The following is a 16,472-nucleotide window of genomic DNA, read 5'->3' as shown; positions in this document are numbered from 1 at the left end:
ACAGGTCAAAGGCAGAGGCTGGGCGATCCCCTGCCTCTGTTGTTTTGGACGAAATCGTGCCGATTACGACATTGCTAGGTAGTATCCCGTCAGGCGGCCAGGAGGCTGCGTCATCTGGACGAGACGGGGGCAGGAATGAGGTATTGGTGGGTCAATCAGAAGAAGACGTTCGACGCATCGTTCCAGGGCGGCTTTCTGTGGTCCCCAAAGAAAAAGAAGGGCGGGTACTCCAGTCCCTTCTATGACCATATGACGCAGGTCCAGCCCGGCGACATGGTCTTCGCATTTGCGAACAAGCGGATCAAAGCCCTTGCGGTGGTAACTGACCCGCACCACTCCCAGGACCGACCAGACGCGTTCGATGTTCCGGATAGTGAGTGGGGCAAGGATGGTTGGGCCGTCCCGGTGACGTACCGCCTGCTCGAGGCACCGCTGCCGGTGAGCGAGCATATGGATCGTCTCGATCCTCATCTCCCGGACAAGTACTCGCCCCTCAAGCGAAACGGCAAGGCGAACGAGGCGTACCTCTGCCCGGTGCCGCAGCGCATGGCAGATGAACTCCTAGCACTGATGAGGGTTGATGTTGATGAGGTGTCGCAGTGGCGGGAGGACGTGCCGATCAACCGCGCTATCGAAAAGATTGAGAATGATCGCGAGCTCTCGGTAACTCAAAAGAAGCAGTTGATTACCGCGCGCCTGGGACAGGGGAAGTTCCGCAACAACGTGAAGGCCATTGAGCTCAGGTGCCGCGTCACGGGAACCAGTGATGTCAACTTTCTTATCGCAAGCCACATCAAGCCGTGGGCGGATAGTGACAACGCCGAGCGTCTAGATGGCAACAATGGCCTAATGCTTGCGCCGCATGTCGATCGACTATTCGATCGGGGGTTCATCTCTTTCGATGACGAGGGTGGACTTATCGTGAGTCCCAAGTTGCCCGCAACGCTGTTGCAGGATTGGTCGCTCGAGCAGCGACGGGCGCAGCAGCCGTTCAATGCAGCGCAGCGGCGGTACCTCGACTACCACCGTAACCGGCGGTTCCAGAGGTAGAACGAGAGCTCGGCACCGCTGTTTCGCATCTCAGGGAGATAACGCATGGATGGCATCATCAATCGACTGGTGGACTTGAATGGTGGGCAATTGCTCCTCCCACTCATCTTGTGCGCTATCGCTGTTCTGCTGTTCAAGTGGATTGCAAGTAATGCGCAGTCGAAAGGTACATCGCGAAAGGAGTTTCTTGAGCTATTTCAGCGTGCGGATGGCAAGGATGACCTTTGGCTCTCCGTTGCTGTGCGACATCACTTTGGCGCCTATCTGCCGGTGTCGCTGATTAAGGAACTCTCCCGGTTGGACCAGCCGGCGCGCGCAATCATGGAGATCGCTGATGCGTGGGAACTCATCGATCTGGACGACACCACGGGTGAGCTGACATGGCGCCATCGGCGGCATTCCACTCCACAACGAAGAAGGTATCTCGCTTGCGCATTCATGGCGGGCTACGGCATTACGGCCATGGTGGCCATGCTACTGGCGTACTTCTTGCTGGTCGGCGATTTCTCGCTGCGTGCATCTGCCCCGTACTGGCTATGGGTTGCGATTGCTGGCGTGTTGGCGGGGTGGTGCCTCCATCGCTACCTGCTGTTCAGTGCAGGCAGCGCAGCGATTGAGCGTTGGCTCGGAATGACGTGAGGCCGCCACTCGACTGCTGGGGTGGATCGAAGGGGCAGGCCTGTAAGCGCCCCCTAACCTCAATCCACCCCGCGGTGGTCATAGCTGATCACCCGCTCCACCTGCCAGGTGCCGTCCACGCGTCGCCACACCTGCACGAAGCGCGCCTGCCCCACCCACCGCTCCACGCCGTCCTTGCCGCGTTCGTAGAAGCGATGGTCGCCCATCTCCAATGCACGCTCGTCGTGCAGCGGGAACACCTGCAGCGAACGGTCCACCAATTCGCGGCGCAGGCGCCAGCCGCCCTCGCGCGCGTTGTCGCACATGCGGGCCACGCTGCGCCGGAAGTCCTCGCGGCTGCTGGCCGACTTGCCGTCCTTGTCGTGGAAGAACTCCATGTCCCCGGTGGTCATCGCCGCGGCCCGATCGGCATCGCAGGCCTCGAACGCCACCGCGAACAGCTGGGTATCGGCCTGGCGGATCTGCTCGCGCAGGGTATCGGACGGGGCCGGGCTGGCAGCAAGGCCGGCGGCGAGCAGGGGCAGGGCGAACAGCATGGCGCGTCTCCGTGGATGTCGGGCGCACAGTGGCACGCTGCGGGGGCGGTCGGTGCACGGGTGCGACGAAGCCGCGTCGGCCGGGTACGAACGGCCGGATTCCGGGTGCGGGTGCAGGGCGCCAAGCGTGTAGGGCATGTCATGGCGCGGGCGGATTCCCTCACGGTCGCCACAGGCGGCGCTGCCTAGGCTGGTGCCATCCTTTCACCAGGAGTTCCCATGCCTGCTTCCTCCATCCGGCTGCACATCGAAGACACCGGCGGCGAGGGCCGCCCGGTCATCCTCATCCATGGCTGGCCGCTCTCGGCCGAGGCGTGGAAGGATCAGGTGCCGATCCTGCGGGATGCGGGCTACCGCGTGATCAGCTATGACCGCCGTGGCTTCGGTCGTTCCGAGAAGCCGGCCGACGGCTATGACTACGACACGCTGGCGGCCGATCTGGCCGACATCATCGAGCAACGCGATCTGAAGGAGGTCACGCTGGTCGGTTTCTCGATGGGTGGCGGCGAGGTGGCGCGCTACATCGCCAATCACGGCGAGGCGCGCCTGCACAGCGTGGTGTTCGCGGCTGCGGTGCCGCCGTACCTGCTGCGCACCGAGGACAACCCGGAGGGCCCGCTGACCCAGGACAAGGCGGACGAGATGCGCGCCGGCCTGGAACAGGACCGCGAAGCCTTCTTCGATGGCTTCACCCGCGATTTCTTCAGCGCCAACGGCAAGCTGATGGTCACCGAGGCCGAGCGCCAGGCGGCGATTGCGCTGTGCCACCAGTCCGACCAGGCGGCGGCGCTGGGTTGCATGAAGGCGTTTGCCACTACCGACTTCCGTCGCGATCTGCAGAAGGTGAGCGTTCCCACCCTGGTGCTGCACGGCGACAGTGATGCCACCGTGCCACTGGAGGGCTCGGGCAAGCGCACCCAGCGCGCCATACGCGGCAGCGAGCTGGTGGTGCTGCATAACGCGCCGCATGGCTGCAACACCAGCCACACCGACGACTTCAATCTGGCGCTGCTGAACTTCCTCAAGCAGTGACCGGCCTCTACACTCGTCGCATGCGCCAGACCCGCACGCCACCGTGGAAGAAGCCCAACCCGAAGGGCCAGAAGTCGCAGCCGTTGTCGCCTGCACAGAAGGAGGCGGCGCGGCAGCGCGCGGAGGAGAACGGGCGACCCTATCCGAACCTGGTCGACAATATGTGGGCGGCCAAGCTGCCGCGCGGTTAGCGCGGCGTTGGGCGGCCCGCTGGTGCAGGGGCGAGCAGGGGCGTCCAACCGCGTTCGCGCCAAGGTGCGAACGTGCGTGGGTGGACCTGCACCGCACCGGCGGCCAGAGCGCCGCGTGCGGTTAGTGCGGCCTGCAGCCGGTGTGTCTGCATCGGCTGTGCGAACGCGACCTGCAGCAGGTCACCCTGCTGCCGTACCTGTACCGGCAGGACATCGCGCGACTGGATTGCCAGCGGTGGGCGGCCGATGGTGTAGTCCATCTCGACCGTGCGTGCGCCCTGTGCGATGACAGGCTGCCACGCCTGCAACAGCGCGGCGTGCCGGGATGCGGGCAGGCGCACCTGGGCGATGCTCGCCGGGTAGCCGACGGTGCTTTCAACCATGACCTGGAAGCGTGCGCCGTCCGGCATGGCGACGGCCCATACCGCTGCCGTGGCGAAGATCGGTATGCAGCCGACGAAGTACCAGCGGCGGGGAACCGGTGCGGCAACGTGGTAGCTCCACTGCGGATGACGACGTTGCAGGCGCCGTAGTGCCTTGCGTTCGCGACGGCGCGGTGGTGTGGCCGTAGGCAGCAGGGATTGCGTGACCGGTGGCAGCTTTGCGCGCTGGGTCTGGATGACACGCGACACGGCGTAGGCCGCCCCTGCGATCATCAACAGGCCGGTGCCGTAATGCACCAGCAGGTACAGCGTCAGCATCCAGCGCACTCCATGCAGCGGTTCTTCCTCGGTGGACATCGTACCGCCGAGCACACGTGTTGTCGCATCCGCCAGCCGACAGCCGTGATCGGCTTGGTTACGATGACAGACCGCCGACACGAGTGTAACGATGACATCCACTCCGTTCCCTCAGGGCCGCACGCGCGCCCCGGGACTGATGTTGCTTCTGCTGCAGGTGGTCGCCGTGCTGGGCCTTGGCCTGGCCTCAGGCTATTTCCATCACCGTGTGGATCTGTTGCTGGAGCCGGTGACGGCTGCCTGCGGTGGCCCGGACCCCGCGGCGCGACTGCGGATGGCCGAAGTGTTGATGGCGCGTGCCGGCGCACTGGATGATTGGCAGCCGCTGCGGTGGTTGCCGGTAGCGGGCATGGCGCTCGCACTGCTGGGTGCGATGGCCATCTGCGTGCATTGGTGGCACCGGGTACGGCGGCCCCTGCGCACCACCGCGTTGGGGCTGATGGCTCTGCATGCCAGCGCCATGGCGCTGGCGGCGTGGACCCTGCATCTGTACGAAGACGCGTGGAACAGCGTGGTCAGGCTGTCTCCGACGGCGTGTCTGGTCGATCTGACCCAGCAGGGACGCATGCCACTGGAGCAGGCCCAGGAAGTGGTCTTCCATATTTTCACCCGCGCGCACGCGCCGCTGCAGCGCAATCCGGATGACCTGGCCCTGGTGCTGGTGGCGCTGCTGACGGCCGCGATGGTAGGCGGTGTTGCGCTGTGGCGGGCCGCGGCTGCGGAAGAGGGGCGCTGACGGCGCTCGCGCGCTGGGCTACAGTCGGCGTTCCTGCCGACACAAGGATGGTCCATGCGTACGTGGCTGCGTGCCCTGCCGTTGCTGCTGTTGTCGCTGGCGGTGCACGCCGCGGAGGTGGACCGGCGCATCGCGGTGACCATTGATGATCTGCCGTGGGCGCGCGTGGACACCATCCTGCCTGCGGATCTGCAGACGCGCCATGCGGCGTTGATGGCGCAGCTGCGCCAGGCCGATGTGCCGGTGGTGGGCTTCGTCAACGAGAACAAGCTGGAGGTTGATGGCCAGGTGCAGCCGGCGCGGGTGCAGATGCTGCGCGATTGGCTCGACGCGGGTTATGGGCTGGGCAACCACACCTATTCGCACATGGACCTCAATGCGCAGGGCGTAGCCGCCTTCCAGCAGGATTTCCTGCGTGGCGAACAGGTGCTGCGGCCACTGCTGGCCGAGCGTGGCCAGCGGCCACAGTGGATGCGCCATCCGTATCTGCGTGCGGGCCGGACGGCCGAGGACCGCGCGGCAATGGACGGATTCTTCCGCGACCACGGGTACCGCGTGGCGCCGGTGACGGTGGACAACGGCGAATGGGTCTGGGCCTTCGCCTACGCCAACGTGATGAATGAACAGCCGCCGTCCGCAGCCCGCGAGGCTACGCTGGCGCAGCTGCGCAAGGGCTATGTGCCGTACATGCTCAACAAGCTGGACTACTACGAGCGGCAGTCGCAGGCGCTGCTGGGCTATGCGTTGCCGCAGGTCTGGCTGATGCATGCCAATGAACTGAACGCGGCCACCTTCGCCGAACTGGTGGCGGCCACCCGGCGGCGCGGCTACCGCTTCATCACGCTGGAAGAAGCCATGCGTGACCCCGCCTATGCGCGCGGCGCGGAAGGCTACAACGGCCGCTACGGCCCCAGTTGGCTGCATCGCTGGGCGATGGCCGAGAACAAGCCGAAGGATTTCTATGCCGGCGAACCGGTGGTGCCGGCGTGGGTGATGACGCTGGCGAAGGTGGATTCGGAGTAGCGCTCAGCGCTTGACCGCCAGCACGCCGTCCAGCGCGAGCTCGGCCTTGAATCCGGCCTTTTCCAGGCGCTTGGCCACTTCGCGCGGCACATCGCGGCCGCTGGTGAGCTTGTTGGGCGCGCCGGTGTAGTGGAACAAGCGGCCGCCCTTGCGCAGGACGCGGGCGAGATGGTCGTAGAACACCTGCGAATACAGTTCGCCTGCGATGCCGAAGCGCGGCGGGTCATGCAGGATCGCATCGACGCTGTTGCTGGCGATCTGCTCGATCTGCTGCGAGACGTCGCCCTGGCTGAAGTGCAGGCGACCACCGGCAGCGGCCGAGTCGGGATCGGGCGACCACGGGTTGAGCGTGCGCAGCCACATCACGTCGGCGTTCTTCTCGAACGAGCGGATCTGGCCGACGCCGGCCTCCAGTGCGCAGGCGGCGAAGTAGCCGAGCCCACCGCAGGTATCAAGCAGCGCCTTGCCCGCCGGTGCAACCAGCTCGACCTTGCGGCGCGCGTCCTCGAACGGCGACAGCTTCGAGGTGGGCAGCATCTTGATGCCGTCGATTTCGAAGGTCGGCGCACCCCACTCGGTAGGCACCAGTTTGATCAGTGAACCGCTGTAGCGTGAGATGGGAGCGAAGTCTTCGCCCTCCCAGTAGTACAGCGTGCGGTCCTTCAGCTTGCCCGGCCACGGGTAGTGCTGGCCGCGGAAGCTGAAGCCGTCAGCATCCAGCGTGACCGTGTCCTGGCTGCGCCCCAGGTCAAGCGAGCCCTGCCACTCGGGTGCACCCTTGTCATGGGCACGACGCAGGGCGTCGGCGCTGTCGCGGGTCAGCAGAGGGCCGGTGTAGTGGGGCACGGCAGGCATCGGGTGGTTCGGGGGAGGGCATGGTACCGCAGCTGCCATGAAGGATAGAAAGAGCGGTGTTGGATCCCAACGCAGCTGCCGGGGGCATTTTCACGAGTGCATACCCAGCCCGCCGCCGGCCCTTCAATCGTCCCTTCCCCCTGAGACGGTTCCATATCCATCGAGGCGCAGAAGGCCTGATGATAGAGCTTGGTGGCTTCCGACTGGTCACTGTATCGATAGATCAGGCGTCCAAATCCATCTGGCTTGAGATGCTGGTCAACCTGGATGTGTGCTCCGTCGAAGTCTGGCCAGGTTGTACGACGAACGATGATGATCTCGCCCTTGGAGTCCAACTCCGTTCTGTCGACACTCAAGGGTGTTTCTGCGAACGCAGGTACAGCCATGGCCGCCGCTAAACATAGCATCCGCGCGCGTCTGCTCATGTGTGAGTCTCCGTTTCATGGTTGCGGAGACAGTAGGCTCAACAATATCCGGCATCTTGATTGTGACCGAAGTTGTGCCTGGTCGAATTTGAAACTTTCCTCATCCGCTTGAATCCCTGCACTTCGATCAATCGCACTTCACCGCATACACCGGCCCGGCACCGATCAGCATCAGCGCCATGTAGTCACTGTCACTGGCCTTGCCCTTCAGCGTGGCGCCGCTGTTGAAGTGGAAGAGGCCGAAGCCGCCGGCCATGCGGATCACGGCGCTGTCGATCTGAGCCGCATCGTCGCGGAAGTAGCGGCTGATCTCGCTGGAGGTGGCCTTGTGCAGCCCGTTCGGGTCGCGCTGCCATTGGCCATCGCGGTTGAAGGAAACGAAGTACTGGCTGCCTTCGCGCTCGATGCGGAAATCGGCGGTCCTGCGCGGGCTGGTGGCGAAGCAGCCTTGCAGGGCATCGGAAGAGAACGGCAGCCGCGCATCGCCGCCACAGGCGGTGAGCAGCAGCAGGGCACCGGGCAGCAGCAGGCGAAGCGCGCGCATGGGATGTCCCGACGAGGCAGGTGCGGCTAGTGTAGGCAGCAGCCGGGCGTGGCCCGTACAGAAATTCGGCAAGAGGACGCGTGCAATGGCGCAGGGCAAGGCACCGTGGTGCGGAGTGGCCAGTGGATTGGGCCTGGTCGTGGGGTGGGCTGCAGGCACGCTTGCGGCACAGGCGGCGGTGGCTGCGGGAGGCAATGGCATCGCCGCGGGCCTCGGGGTGGGCGTGCTGGGCTCGGCACTGGTGGGCTGCGGGCTGGCGGTGGCATCGCGGGTGCGGGGTGAGCGCTGGCCCTGGATCGGTATCGTGGGCGCGGTGCTGAGTGCGCTGCCGTTGCTGATGTACCTGCTGCGGATGATGCTGAAGCTCTGAAGCCGGGGCGAGGGCTCGGCGCTGTCAGGACGGGCTGTGATGGATCTCGACCGTCACGTGCACCAGCTCCTCGTGGATCGCCAGCGCCTGGCGCACGGTATCGGCATCAAGGCGGGCGTCGCTGGTCACCACGCTGGCGCTGACCGCGTACTTGCCCCGGCCCACCTGCCAGACGTGCAGGTCGGCCAGGCGTGCCGGCCATGGGCCCTGCTCGATCACCTCGCGGACCTCGGCCACCACCGGCGCGTCCATCTGCGCGTCGAGCAGGATACGGCCACTGTCACGCAGCAGGCCGACCGCCCACACCGTGACCAGCACGGCGCCGACCAGACCCATCACGGGGTCCAGCCAGGTGAGGCCCAGCAGTTTGCCGCCGAGCAGTGCGACGATGGCCAGCACCGAGGTGGCCGCGTCGGCCAGCACGTGCAGGTAGGCCGAGCGCAGATTGAGATCGTGGCCATGCGAAGGGGCATGAACGTGATCGTGGTGATGCCCGTGATGATGCGCGTGGTCGTGCCCATGCGCGTGATGCGCGTGGCCGGGGCTGTCGTGCAGCCAGCACGCACAGAGCAGATTCACGCCCAGGCCGACCACGGCGATGGCGATGGCTTCGTCGTAATGGATCGGCGCGGGAACCCACAGCCGCTGCACGGACTGCGCGGCCATCAGCGCGGCGACACCCAGCAGGGCAATGGCGCTGGTATAGCCCGCCAGGATCTCGATCTTCCAGGTGCCGAAGGCGAACCGCGGGTCGTGCGCGTAGCGCCGTGCACAGCGGTAGGCGAACACCGAAAGGCCCAGCGCCAGTGCGTGCGAGCTCATGTGCCAGCCGTCGGCCAGCACGGCCATGGAGTTGAACCACCAGCCGCCGACGATCTCCACCAGCATCATGCCGACGGTCAGCCACAGGGCGCGGCGGGTATTGCGTTCGGCAAGGGGATTGCCATCGTCGAAGCGATGGTCGTGGCGACGGGCAGCGGCGAGCGTGTCCAGATGCATGGAGTGACCGGCGGGTGGAGTTGATACCCCCATAGGGTATACGATCCACCCATGGCACATGTACACAGAAATCGAAAACAGCTGCTGACCCGGGTGCGCCGCATCGGCGGCCAGGTGGCGGCATTGGAGCAGGCGCTGGACAGGCCCGAGGGTGAAGCGGGCGACTGTGCGGACGTGCTGGTGCAGGTCGCGGCGGTGCGTGGTGCAGCCCACAGCCTGTTGATGGAGTTGCTGCACGAGCACCTGCAGGAGCATGTGGTCGGGGCTGAAGACCCGCAGCAGCGGGCGGCGGAGGCCGAGGTGCTGGTCGAACTGTTGCGGCGTTACGGGAAGTAACGCCGGGCGGGCCGTCGGCGATGCTCAGCAGTGGCGGTGCCGGCGCCGCGCGTTCCAGATGTGGGTGGCGGCCAGCAGCAGGCTGCCGGTGACGGTCAGCGGCGTTTCCCAGGCATGCGAAGGCAGCTCGAGCGCGCCGGCCAGCAGCAGGCCCAGGCCGAGACCGGCCGCAGTCCAGGCCATGACGGGCAGGCGATGGCGGCGGTCGGCCCGCCACAGGGCGTAGCCGGTCAGCGGCAGGGCGATCGCCACGAACAGCAGATGCACCCATTCGGCCTGGGCCCAGGCGCCGAACAGTGGCAACGCGGCGGCAAGCAGGGGCAGCGCCAGGCAGTGCAGCAGGCACAGGCTCGACAGGGCGAGGGCTCCGGCATCGAGCAGTGCGGGGGAAGGGGACTTCATGGGGAGGTTCCTTGCGTAGCAATTGTTATATAGTAACATTTCTTTCCCGCAGCCAGACCGCTCCGACATGAACACTGTTTCCCGCGCCGACCGCCGCTTGCCCGTCACCGTGCTGTCCGGCTTTCTGGGGGCCGGCAAGACCACCCTGCTCAACCAGATCCTGCGCAACCGCGAGGGCCTGCGCGTGGCGGTCATCGTCAACGACATGAGCGAGGTCAACATCGATGCGCAGCTGGTGCGCGACGGTGGCGCCGAACTGCGCCGCACCGAAGAGACGCTGGTGGAATTCAGCAACGGCTGCATCTGCTGCACGCTGCGCGAGGACCTGCTGCAGGAAGTGCGGCGGCTGGCTGACAGCGGCCGCTACGACTACCTGCTGATCGAATCCACCGGTATCGGCGAACCGATGCCGGTGGCCGCGACCTTCGCGGTGCGCGATGAGCAGGGCTTCAGCCTGAGCGACATCGCCCGGCTGGACACGATGGTCACCGTGGTCGACGGCAGTGCCTTCCTGGCCGACTTCGGATCGACCCTGCGCCTGGCCGAGCGTGGCCAGCAGGCGGGACCGGACGACGACCGCGGGGTGGTCGACCTGCTCTGCGAGCAGGTCGAGTTCGCTGACGTGATCGTGGTCAGCAAGATCGACCAGGTGGAGGAGGAAGTGCTGCAGGACACGCTGGCCGTGCTGCGCGGCCTCAACCGCGATGCGAAGCTGCTGCTGTCCAGCTTCGGTGATGTACCGCTGACGGAACTGCTCGATACCGGCCGCTTCGACTTCGAGCGGGCGCAGCGCGCACCGGGCTGGGTGAAGGAGTTGCGTGGCGAGCACACGCCGGAAAGCGAAGAGTACGGCATTGCCAGTTTCGTCTACCGTTCACGGCGGCCGTTCCATCCGGCCCGTTTCGCGCGCGCGTTGCGCAGTGGCATGCCCGGCGTGATCCGCAGCAAGGGCTGGTTCTGGCTGGCCAACCGCATGGACTGGGTGGGCGAGTTGAACGCGGTTGGCGCGGCAACGCGCACGCAGGCCGCAGGGTTCTGGTACGCCGCGCGTGATCGCGTACGTGCAGGCCTGGAAGACACCACGCCGCTGCTGCCGCCGACACCCCTGCCGTACAGCGATGTGGGCTGGGCGCGCCAGCAGGCCAACTGCTGGAGCGCTCCGCTGCCGGGCGTGGAGGACTTCTCGGATCGCGCCGCGCATGCCGCAATGGCGCGGCTGTGGCATCCGCTATGGGGGGACCGTCGGCAGGAACTGGTGGTGATCGGCGTGCACATGGACGAACGCGCGGTGCGCGCGGAACTGGATGCGTGCCTGCTGGATGACCAGGAGCTCCGCGCCGGCCCGCTGTTGTGGCAGCAGTTGCCTCAGTCGTTCCCGGCATGGAAGCGCTGACGGGAGGGGTTCAAGGGCGTGGGTCGTGCCATTGCCAACCGTCTGCTGTTACCTGCAGTACCTGCGTGGGCCGCAAGGCCTGCAGCAGGTGACGGTCGTGGCTGACCATCATCAACGCACCCGGCCATGCATCCAGCAGCTGTTCCAGCGCCTGCAGTGCCCCCAGGTCCAGGGCATTGCCGGGCTCGTCGAGCAGCAGCAGCTGGGGTGCCGGGTCGGCATACAGCACGCTGGCCAGTGCGCCCTTCACCCGTTCGCCGTCGCTGAGGCTGCTGGTGGGACGCTGGATGCGCTGCGCATCCAGCCCCAGCAACGCCAGGCGCGTGCGCAGCTCAGCAGGATCGGCGGCGGGGTTGGCGGCCTGCACGCTGTCCAGAATGCTGCGCGTACCGCACAACCCCAGCAGCTGCTGGTCCAGCAGGGCCAGCGGCGCGAGGCGCTGCACGGCGCCACTGCACGCGGGCAGGTGATCGGCCAGCACACGCAGCAGGGTCGATTTGCCACTGCCGTTGTCGCCGATCACGGCGATGCGTTGCCGGCGACGGATCTCCAGCTGCAACGGCAGGCTGCAACCGTATGGCAGTACGAGATCAGTTGCCTGCAGCAGGCGCGTGCTGCCACGTTCGCCCTCGCCTGCAAACAGGGCCAGCTCGGGTATGGCCTGCACGGCCGATGAAGCGGCGCGCACCTGCGCGGCACTGGCCTGCAGGCGCTCGTTCTGGATCTGCTGCGCACGCCCGTGGCTGGCTTCTGCGCGCTGCTTCTGCCGGCCGAGCAGGATCGGTGCCTGGTTGGCCTGCTTCGCCTCGCGCGTGCCGCGTGCCTGCCGCTGCTGTTGGCGTTCGTGCTGCTCGCGCGCGCTGCGTTGCTGCCGCCGGTGCTGTGCACGTGCGTGGTCAAGCTGTGCGTCCGCTGCGTCCCGCTCGGCGGCGCGTGCCTCGGCATAGTGCTGCCAGGGTCCGCCGTAGCGACGCAGGCCGTGCGCGTCCAGCTCGACGATCTGCTGCATGTGCGATAGCAGTTCGCGGTCGTGGCTGATCACCAGCAGACCGCCGGTCCACTGCTGCAACTGCGCGTAGAGCTGCTGCCGATGGCGGGCGTCGAGGTGATTGCTCGGCTCGTCCAGAATCAGCCAGTCGGCGCCACTGGCCCAGGCGCCGGACAGCGCCACCTGCATCGCCTGGCCACCGCTGAGGCGGGCCGCCGGCTGCGCAGGATCGAGATTGTCCGGTAGCTGTTGCGCCTGCCAGTGCTGTGCCAGCCGCTCGCGCAGATCCCAATGCTCGCCAATGCAGGCGAAGTCGGCCTCGTCGATGCTGCCAGCCTCGATCCGCGCCAGTGCGGCCAGCTGCGGGCCGACGCCGGCCAGTTCGCCGACGCTGCCACGGGGTGGGTGGCCGGGCGTGGGCAGCAGGAACACGTTGCCGCTGCGGTGCACGTCGCCGCTGTCCGGCGTGATCTGCCCCGCCAGCAGGCGCGCCAGCACGCTCTTGCCGGCACCGTTGGCGCCGACCAGGCCGGTGGCGACCGGTTCAAAGGAAAACGACAGGTCTGAAAACAGCGACCGGCCATCGGCCAGTCGATACGACACGCGATCGAGCGTGAGGAAATGTGCGGTCATGCGACCTCCATGGATGCCGTGTTCTCCCCTGCGCACAGGGGCGGGAAGCGTCGGGCCGTCTAGTTCGAAGACGGCGGCATCAATGGCGCATCGGTCGCGAGCCTCAAGGAGGAATGAGCGGCCAGTATAGCGCCGGTGGCTGAATGGTCGCGCCGCGGCGTGGCTACGGCACGGTGTCCAGGCGCGCGCCGACGAAGTCGATGAACACGCGCAGCTTCGGCAGTACGTGGCGCCCCGAGGGCCACAACAGGTGGAAGGTGCCGCAGGAGTGCACGTACTCGTCCAGTACCGTCACCAGGCGCCCGTCGGCCAGCGTATCGCGCACTGAATGCACGGGTACGAAGGCCAGGCCGACATCGCGCAGGGCCAGGGCCACGCGGGCTTCGATGGTGTTGGCGACCATGTGCACGGGCAGTTCCTGCACGGGTTCGCCTTCGGGCCAGTGGATCGGCCATGGCTCCAGCTTGCCGCTGCTGGGGAAGCGGTAGTGCAGCAGCGTGTGCTGCAGCAGGTCGGCCGGGGTGCGGGGCGTGCCACGCCGCTGCAGATAGGCAGGCGAGGCAACGACACGCCGGGGAAACACCCCCATCCGACGCGCGTTCATGCGCGAATCGCTGGGCTCACCCACGCGCAGCACTGCGTCGAAGCCTTCTTCGATCACGTCCACCAGGCGGTCACTGAAGTCCAGGTCGAGGCGGATGTCCGGATACGCCGCCATGAATTCGGCCATCAGCGGCAGGGTGAGGTCGCCGACCAGCGGCAGGCTGATGCGCAGGGTGCCACTGGGCGTGGCATGCGGTTGCGCCAGTTCGGTACGCGCGGCATCGCGCTCGTCGAGGATGCGCCGGCAACGGGCCAGGAACAGCTGGCCCTCTGCGGTGAGGGTGATGCTGCGCGTACTGCGGTGGAACAGGCGTACGCCCAGAGCCTGTTCCAGCCGCGCCACGCATTTGCCCGCCGCGGAGGCGGAAATGCCCTGCAGGCGGCCGGTTTCGACGAAGCTGCGGGTGTCGGCGGCGTGCACGAAGGTCTGCAGGTTGGCGAGATTGTCGAGAACGGACATGGGCGTGGCAGGCAGGGGAGCGGCATGATGGCCTTCCGGTTCCGGGCATCATGCCCATTGCGGACTCCCCGGTCCATGATGCGCGGAGCGGCAACCGGCTTTTTGCCGGCGTCCAGGCTGCCTAAGGTGGCGGCCTCTCCTCCCACGGACTGCCGCCATGAATGCCGCTCTTTCCCCAGTGACTGAACCCGCCCTGCCGTCGGTGCAGCGCCTGCTGCAGCAGGTGCACCCTCACCGGCTGGTCGGTGCGGTCGTGCAGGTGCGCGTGCACGGGGTGCTGCGCCACGCCAGCGCCACCGGCCTGGCCGACCGTGAACGCGGCGAACCGATGCGCCGTGACCATCTGTTCCGCCTGGCATCGGTGAGCAAGCCTCTGCTGACGGTGGTGATCCTGCGCCTGGTCGCCGAGGGCGTGCTTGATCTGGATGCGCCGGTGCAGCGCTGGCTGCCCGATTTCCGGCCGGCGCTCGCCGACGGCAGCACGCCGGCCATCAGCCTGCGCCAGCTGCTCAGTCACAGCAGCGGCCTGGGCTACCGCTTCCTGGAAGCCGATGCGCACGGCCCCTACGCGCGGGCCGGCGTCAGTGATGGCATGGATGCCAATCCGCTGTCGCTGGCCGACAACGTGCGGCGTATCGCACAGGTGCCCCTGCTGTTCCCGCCGGGCAGCCAGTGGATGTATTCGCTGGGCGTGGACGTGGCCGGGGCGGTGGCCGAAGCCGCAACGGGCGAGACCCTGCAGGCGTTGTTCGAGCGCCTGCTGGCGACGCCGCTCGGCCTGCGCGACACCGCCTTCGCAACCGGCGACGCGAGCCGCCTGGCCACGCCCTATGTCAGCGACGACCCGCTGCCGCACCGCCTGCGCGAGGGCGAGGTCGTGCCGGTGTTCCCGGAAACGGTCGGTATCGAGTACAGCCTGGCCCGGGCCACCGATGCCAGCCGCTATCCATCGGCCGGCGCGGGCCTGGTCGGCACGGCCGACGATCTGATGACAGTGCTCGAGGCGCTGCGCGACGGGCAGGCGCCTGCGCTGCTGCCGGCCCCGCTGCTGGCGCAGATGGGCACGCCGCAGGTGGGTGAGGCGGGGCCGCCGGAGCCGGCAGGCTGGGGCTTCGGCCTGGGATTTGCCGTGCTGCGCGATGCGGTTGCCGGCGCAACGCCGCAGGCGCCAGGCAGCTGGCGCTGGGGCGGTGCGTACGGCCACAGCTGGTTCGTCGACCCGGCACGGGGCCTGAGCGTGGTGGCGCTGACCAATACGCTGTACGAGGGCATGGACGGTGCATTCGTGGATGAACTGCGCGATGCGATCTACGCCGATCTGGAGGCTGCACGATGAGTGGCCACGCGATCGATGCGGCAGCCCCCGCGGGTGCGGCCTCGCGCCTGCCCTGGGCCGGCCTGCTGGCGCTGGCCGGCGGTGCCTTCATCACCCTGCTGACGGAAGCACTGCCGGCCGGGGTGCTGCGGCCGATGGGCGCCAGCCTGGGTGTGAGCGATGCGGCGGTGGGTCAGCTGGTCAGCGTGTACGCGCTGGGTTCGGTACTGGCGGCGCTGCCGATGACCGCGCTGACCCAGCGTTTGCCGCGTCGTCCCCTGTTGCTGGCCGCGATCGCCGGCTTCGTGCTGGTCAATACGCTGACCGCGTTGAGCAGCAGCTACGCGCTGATTCTGGCGGCGCGCTTCCTGGCCGGCGTCAGTGGCGGCCTGCTGTGGTCGCTGGTGGCAGGTTACGCCGCGCGCATGGTGGTGCCTGAGCTGCAGGGACGCGCCATCGCGGTGGCGATGATCGGATCGCCGTTGGCCCTGTCACTGGGCGTGCCAGCCGGTACCCTGCTGGGCCAGCAGATCGGGTGGCGCTGGGCGTTCGCCCTGATGAGCGTGCTGGCGGTGCTGCTGCTGGTCTATGCGCGCTGGGCCCTGCCGGCCCTGCCCGCAGCCGGCTCCGGACGGCGTGTGTCGCTGGCTGCGGTATGGCGCATGCCGGGCGTGCGCAGCACCTTGCTGGTGATGGCGCTGTACGTACTCGCGCACAACGTGCTGTACACCTACATCGAGCCCCTGGCCTTGCAGGCCGGTGCGGGGGCCTGGCTGGACCGCCTGCTGCTGGCGTTCGGCATGGCGGCCCTTGTCGGTATCGCGATCGCTGGCTGGGGTGTGGACCGCCACCTGCATGCGCTGGTCTGGAGCACGGTGCTGGGCTTCATCGCCGCCGTCATGGCGCTGCTGTTGTGGCCGGTGAGCGCGACCGCACTGCTGCTGGCGACGATCGTGTGGGGCATGGCGTTCGGTGCGGTGCCGACCCTGTTCCAGACGGCACTGGCGCGGCGCGCCGGCGCGGCGGCCGACCTTGCGCAGTCGATGCTGGTGACCGGCTGGAACCTGGCCATTGCGGCCGGCGGCGTGGCCGGTGGCCTGGTGCTGCAGTCCGGCGACGCGCGCCATCTGGGCTGGCTGCCGCTGCTGTTGCTGGCGGCAAGTGCGGTGTGGCTGATCGCACGCCCGAAGGCCTGGGCGTAA

At 67.3% G+C, this 16,472-nt stretch carries 19 protein-coding genes; 11 read left to right on the top strand and 8 right to left on the bottom strand.

The annotated features are described in order from the left end of the window. Window positions 1-135: 135 nt before the first annotated feature. Both ABE543_RS02710 and ABE543_RS02705 read left to right on the top strand, forming a co-directional pair. Window positions 136-1,050 carry an HNH endonuclease gene (locus tag ABE543_RS02710; protein ID WP_346475263.1) on the top strand — a complete coding sequence of 305 codons (915 nt, stop codon included), beginning with the start codon at window positions 136-138 and terminating at the stop codon, window positions 1,048-1,050. Between the two features lie 45 nt (window positions 1,051-1,095). Continuing rightward, on the top strand, window positions 1,096-1,689 hold the full coding sequence (locus ABE543_RS02705; RefSeq protein ID WP_346475262.1) for a hypothetical protein: 594 nt from the start codon (window positions 1,096-1,098) through the stop codon (window positions 1,687-1,689). Window positions 1,690-1,748: 59 nt separating this feature from the next. Here the strand turns inward: ABE543_RS02705 and ABE543_RS02700 are convergent, their stop codons facing one another. Next, window positions 1,749-2,225, bottom strand: a complete 477-nt coding sequence (locus tag ABE543_RS02700) for a nuclear transport factor 2 family protein (RefSeq protein ID WP_346475261.1) — start codon at window positions 2,223-2,225, stop codon at window positions 1,749-1,751. Between the two features lie 219 nt (window positions 2,226-2,444). Here ABE543_RS02700 and ABE543_RS02695 point away from each other — a divergent pair, with 219 nt between their 5' ends. Further along, a complete protein-coding gene (locus ABE543_RS02695; protein ID WP_346475260.1) occupies window positions 2,445-3,257 on the top strand; it encodes an alpha/beta hydrolase in 813 nt (270 codons plus the stop codon). A gap of 20 nt (window positions 3,258-3,277) precedes the next feature. After that, a complete protein-coding gene (locus ABE543_RS02690; protein WP_164972344.1) occupies window positions 3,278-3,448 on the top strand; it encodes a hypothetical protein in 171 nt (56 codons plus the stop codon). Here ABE543_RS02690 and ABE543_RS02685 read toward each other — a convergent pair. Beyond that, window positions 3,445-4,188 carry a hypothetical protein gene (locus ABE543_RS02685; RefSeq protein WP_346475259.1) on the bottom strand — a complete coding sequence of 248 codons (744 nt, stop codon included), beginning with the start codon at window positions 4,186-4,188 and terminating at the stop codon, window positions 3,445-3,447. The genes ABE543_RS02690 and ABE543_RS02685 overlap by 4 nt on opposite strands. 91 nt (window positions 4,189-4,279) lie before the next feature. Here ABE543_RS02685 and ABE543_RS02680 point away from each other — a divergent pair, with 91 nt between their 5' ends. Continuing rightward, window positions 4,280-4,924, top strand: coding sequence for a hypothetical protein (locus ABE543_RS02680; RefSeq protein WP_346475258.1), 645 nt, complete (start codon window positions 4,280-4,282; stop codon window positions 4,922-4,924). A 54-nt stretch (window positions 4,925-4,978) separates the two neighbouring features. Next, on the top strand, window positions 4,979-5,947 hold the full coding sequence (locus tag ABE543_RS02675) for a polysaccharide deacetylase family protein (RefSeq protein ID WP_111186613.1): 969 nt from the start codon (window positions 4,979-4,981) through the stop codon (window positions 5,945-5,947). A gap of 3 nt (window positions 5,948-5,950) precedes the next feature. Here the strand turns inward: ABE543_RS02675 and ABE543_RS02670 are convergent, their stop codons facing one another. Together ABE543_RS02670 and ABE543_RS02665 are read right to left on the bottom strand one after the other, a co-directional pair. Then, window positions 5,951-6,802 (bottom strand): MnmC family methyltransferase, encoded by an 852-nt coding sequence (locus ABE543_RS02670; protein ID WP_229765849.1) that lies wholly within the window; start codon window positions 6,800-6,802, stop codon window positions 5,951-5,953. A 552-nt stretch (window positions 6,803-7,354) separates the two neighbouring features. Then, window positions 7,355-7,771, bottom strand: a complete 417-nt coding sequence (locus ABE543_RS02665) for a hypothetical protein (protein ID WP_346475257.1) — start codon at window positions 7,769-7,771, stop codon at window positions 7,355-7,357. Window positions 7,772-7,856: 85 nt separating this feature from the next. Between ABE543_RS02665 and ABE543_RS02660 the strand changes: the two genes are divergently transcribed. Further along, the gene (locus tag ABE543_RS02660; protein WP_065175406.1) at window positions 7,857-8,141 is read left to right on the top strand and encodes a hypothetical protein; all 285 of its coding nucleotides are present in this window, start codon (window positions 7,857-7,859) and stop codon (window positions 8,139-8,141) included. 24 nt (window positions 8,142-8,165) lie between these two features. Here ABE543_RS02660 and dmeF read toward each other — a convergent pair whose 3' ends face one another. After that, complete coding sequence (gene dmeF, locus ABE543_RS02655; protein WP_346475256.1) at window positions 8,166-9,140, bottom strand: CDF family Co(II)/Ni(II) efflux transporter DmeF; 975 nt, start codon at window positions 9,138-9,140, stop codon at window positions 8,166-8,168. 51 nt (window positions 9,141-9,191) lie between these two features. Here dmeF and ABE543_RS02650 point away from each other — a divergent pair, with 51 nt between their 5' ends. After that, on the top strand, window positions 9,192-9,476 hold the full coding sequence (locus ABE543_RS02650) for a metal-sensing transcriptional repressor (RefSeq protein ID WP_049417302.1): 285 nt from the start codon (window positions 9,192-9,194) through the stop codon (window positions 9,474-9,476). 24 nt (window positions 9,477-9,500) lie between these two features. On the opposite strand, the gene ABE543_RS02645 is transcribed toward ABE543_RS02650, so the two are convergent. Then, complete coding sequence (locus tag ABE543_RS02645; RefSeq protein ID WP_164151030.1) at window positions 9,501-9,878, bottom strand: MerC domain-containing protein; 378 nt, start codon at window positions 9,876-9,878, stop codon at window positions 9,501-9,503. Between the two features lie 67 nt (window positions 9,879-9,945). Between ABE543_RS02645 and ABE543_RS02640 the strand changes: the two genes are divergently transcribed. Continuing rightward, window positions 9,946-11,271 carry a GTP-binding protein gene (locus tag ABE543_RS02640; RefSeq protein WP_346475255.1) on the top strand — a complete coding sequence of 442 codons (1,326 nt, stop codon included), beginning with the start codon at window positions 9,946-9,948 and terminating at the stop codon, window positions 11,269-11,271. 10 nt (window positions 11,272-11,281) lie between these two features. Here the strand turns inward: ABE543_RS02640 and ABE543_RS02635 are convergent, their stop codons facing one another. Together ABE543_RS02635 and ABE543_RS02630 are read right to left on the bottom strand one after the other, a co-directional pair. Next, window positions 11,282-12,892, bottom strand: a complete 1,611-nt coding sequence (locus ABE543_RS02635) for an ATP-binding cassette domain-containing protein (protein WP_346475254.1) — start codon at window positions 12,890-12,892, stop codon at window positions 11,282-11,284. Window positions 12,893-13,055: 163 nt separating this feature from the next. Further along, window positions 13,056-13,955 (bottom strand): LysR family transcriptional regulator, encoded by a 900-nt coding sequence (locus ABE543_RS02630; RefSeq protein WP_053518823.1) that lies wholly within the window; start codon window positions 13,953-13,955, stop codon window positions 13,056-13,058. A gap of 157 nt (window positions 13,956-14,112) precedes the next feature. Between ABE543_RS02630 and ABE543_RS02625 the strand changes: the two genes are divergently transcribed. Further along, entirely contained in the window at window positions 14,113-15,291 is a 1,179-nt protein-coding gene (locus ABE543_RS02625; protein ID WP_180875805.1) for a serine hydrolase domain-containing protein, read from the top strand. Next, the gene (locus ABE543_RS02620; protein ID WP_346475253.1) at window positions 15,288-16,472 is read left to right on the top strand and encodes an MFS transporter; all 1,185 of its coding nucleotides are present in this window, start codon (window positions 15,288-15,290) and stop codon (window positions 16,470-16,472) included. The genes ABE543_RS02625 and ABE543_RS02620 overlap by 4 nt, the downstream gene beginning before the upstream one ends.

It is taken from the genome of Stenotrophomonas sp. TWI169 (assembly GCF_039674705.1).
GTDB lineage: Bacteria > Pseudomonadota > Gammaproteobacteria > Xanthomonadales > Xanthomonadaceae > Stenotrophomonas > Stenotrophomonas maltophilia_P.
The sequence above is the reverse complement of the archived record's forward strand: the minus strand, read 5'-3'. Positions and strand labels throughout refer to the sequence as shown.

What these genes read in the sequence shown, in the direction of transcription:
- ABE543_RS02710 (WP_346475263.1), top strand. Translation starts at nt 136, where the DNA reads ATGAGGTATTGGTGGGTCAATCAGAAGAAGACGTTCGACGCATCGTTC.
- ABE543_RS02705 (WP_346475262.1), top strand. Translation starts at nt 1,096, where the DNA reads ATGGATGGCATCATCAATCGACTGGTGGACTTGAATGGTGGGCAATTG.
- ABE543_RS02700 (WP_346475261.1), bottom strand. Translation starts at nt 2,225, where the DNA reads ATGCTGTTCGCCCTGCCCCTGCTCGCCGCCGGCCTTGCTGCCAGCCCG.
- ABE543_RS02695 (WP_346475260.1), top strand. Translation starts at nt 2,445, where the DNA reads ATGCCTGCTTCCTCCATCCGGCTGCACATCGAAGACACCGGCGGCGAG.
- ABE543_RS02690 (WP_164972344.1), top strand. Translation starts at nt 3,278, where the DNA reads ATGCGCCAGACCCGCACGCCACCGTGGAAGAAGCCCAACCCGAAGGGC.
- ABE543_RS02685 (WP_346475259.1), bottom strand. Translation starts at nt 4,188, where the DNA reads ATGTCCACCGAGGAAGAACCGCTGCATGGAGTGCGCTGGATGCTGACG.
- ABE543_RS02680 (WP_346475258.1), top strand. Translation starts at nt 4,280, where the DNA reads ATGACATCCACTCCGTTCCCTCAGGGCCGCACGCGCGCCCCGGGACTG.
- ABE543_RS02675 (WP_111186613.1), top strand. Translation starts at nt 4,979, where the DNA reads ATGCGTACGTGGCTGCGTGCCCTGCCGTTGCTGCTGTTGTCGCTGGCG.
- ABE543_RS02670 (WP_229765849.1), bottom strand. Translation starts at nt 6,802, where the DNA reads ATGCCTGCCGTGCCCCACTACACCGGCCCTCTGCTGACCCGCGACAGC.
- ABE543_RS02665 (WP_346475257.1), bottom strand. Translation starts at nt 7,771, where the DNA reads ATGCGCGCGCTTCGCCTGCTGCTGCCCGGTGCCCTGCTGCTGCTCACC.
- ABE543_RS02660 (WP_065175406.1), top strand. Translation starts at nt 7,857, where the DNA reads ATGGCGCAGGGCAAGGCACCGTGGTGCGGAGTGGCCAGTGGATTGGGC.
- dmeF (WP_346475256.1), bottom strand. Translation starts at nt 9,140, where the DNA reads ATGCATCTGGACACGCTCGCCGCTGCCCGTCGCCACGACCATCGCTTC.
- ABE543_RS02650 (WP_049417302.1), top strand. Translation starts at nt 9,192, where the DNA reads ATGGCACATGTACACAGAAATCGAAAACAGCTGCTGACCCGGGTGCGC.
- ABE543_RS02645 (WP_164151030.1), bottom strand. Translation starts at nt 9,878, where the DNA reads ATGAAGTCCCCTTCCCCCGCACTGCTCGATGCCGGAGCCCTCGCCCTG.
- ABE543_RS02640 (WP_346475255.1), top strand. Translation starts at nt 9,946, where the DNA reads ATGAACACTGTTTCCCGCGCCGACCGCCGCTTGCCCGTCACCGTGCTG.
- ABE543_RS02635 (WP_346475254.1), bottom strand. Translation starts at nt 12,892, where the DNA reads ATGACCGCACATTTCCTCACGCTCGATCGCGTGTCGTATCGACTGGCC.
- ABE543_RS02630 (WP_053518823.1), bottom strand. Translation starts at nt 13,955, where the DNA reads ATGTCCGTTCTCGACAATCTCGCCAACCTGCAGACCTTCGTGCACGCC.
- ABE543_RS02625 (WP_180875805.1), top strand. Translation starts at nt 14,113, where the DNA reads ATGAATGCCGCTCTTTCCCCAGTGACTGAACCCGCCCTGCCGTCGGTG.
- ABE543_RS02620 (WP_346475253.1), top strand. Translation starts at nt 15,288, where the DNA reads ATGAGTGGCCACGCGATCGATGCGGCAGCCCCCGCGGGTGCGGCCTCG.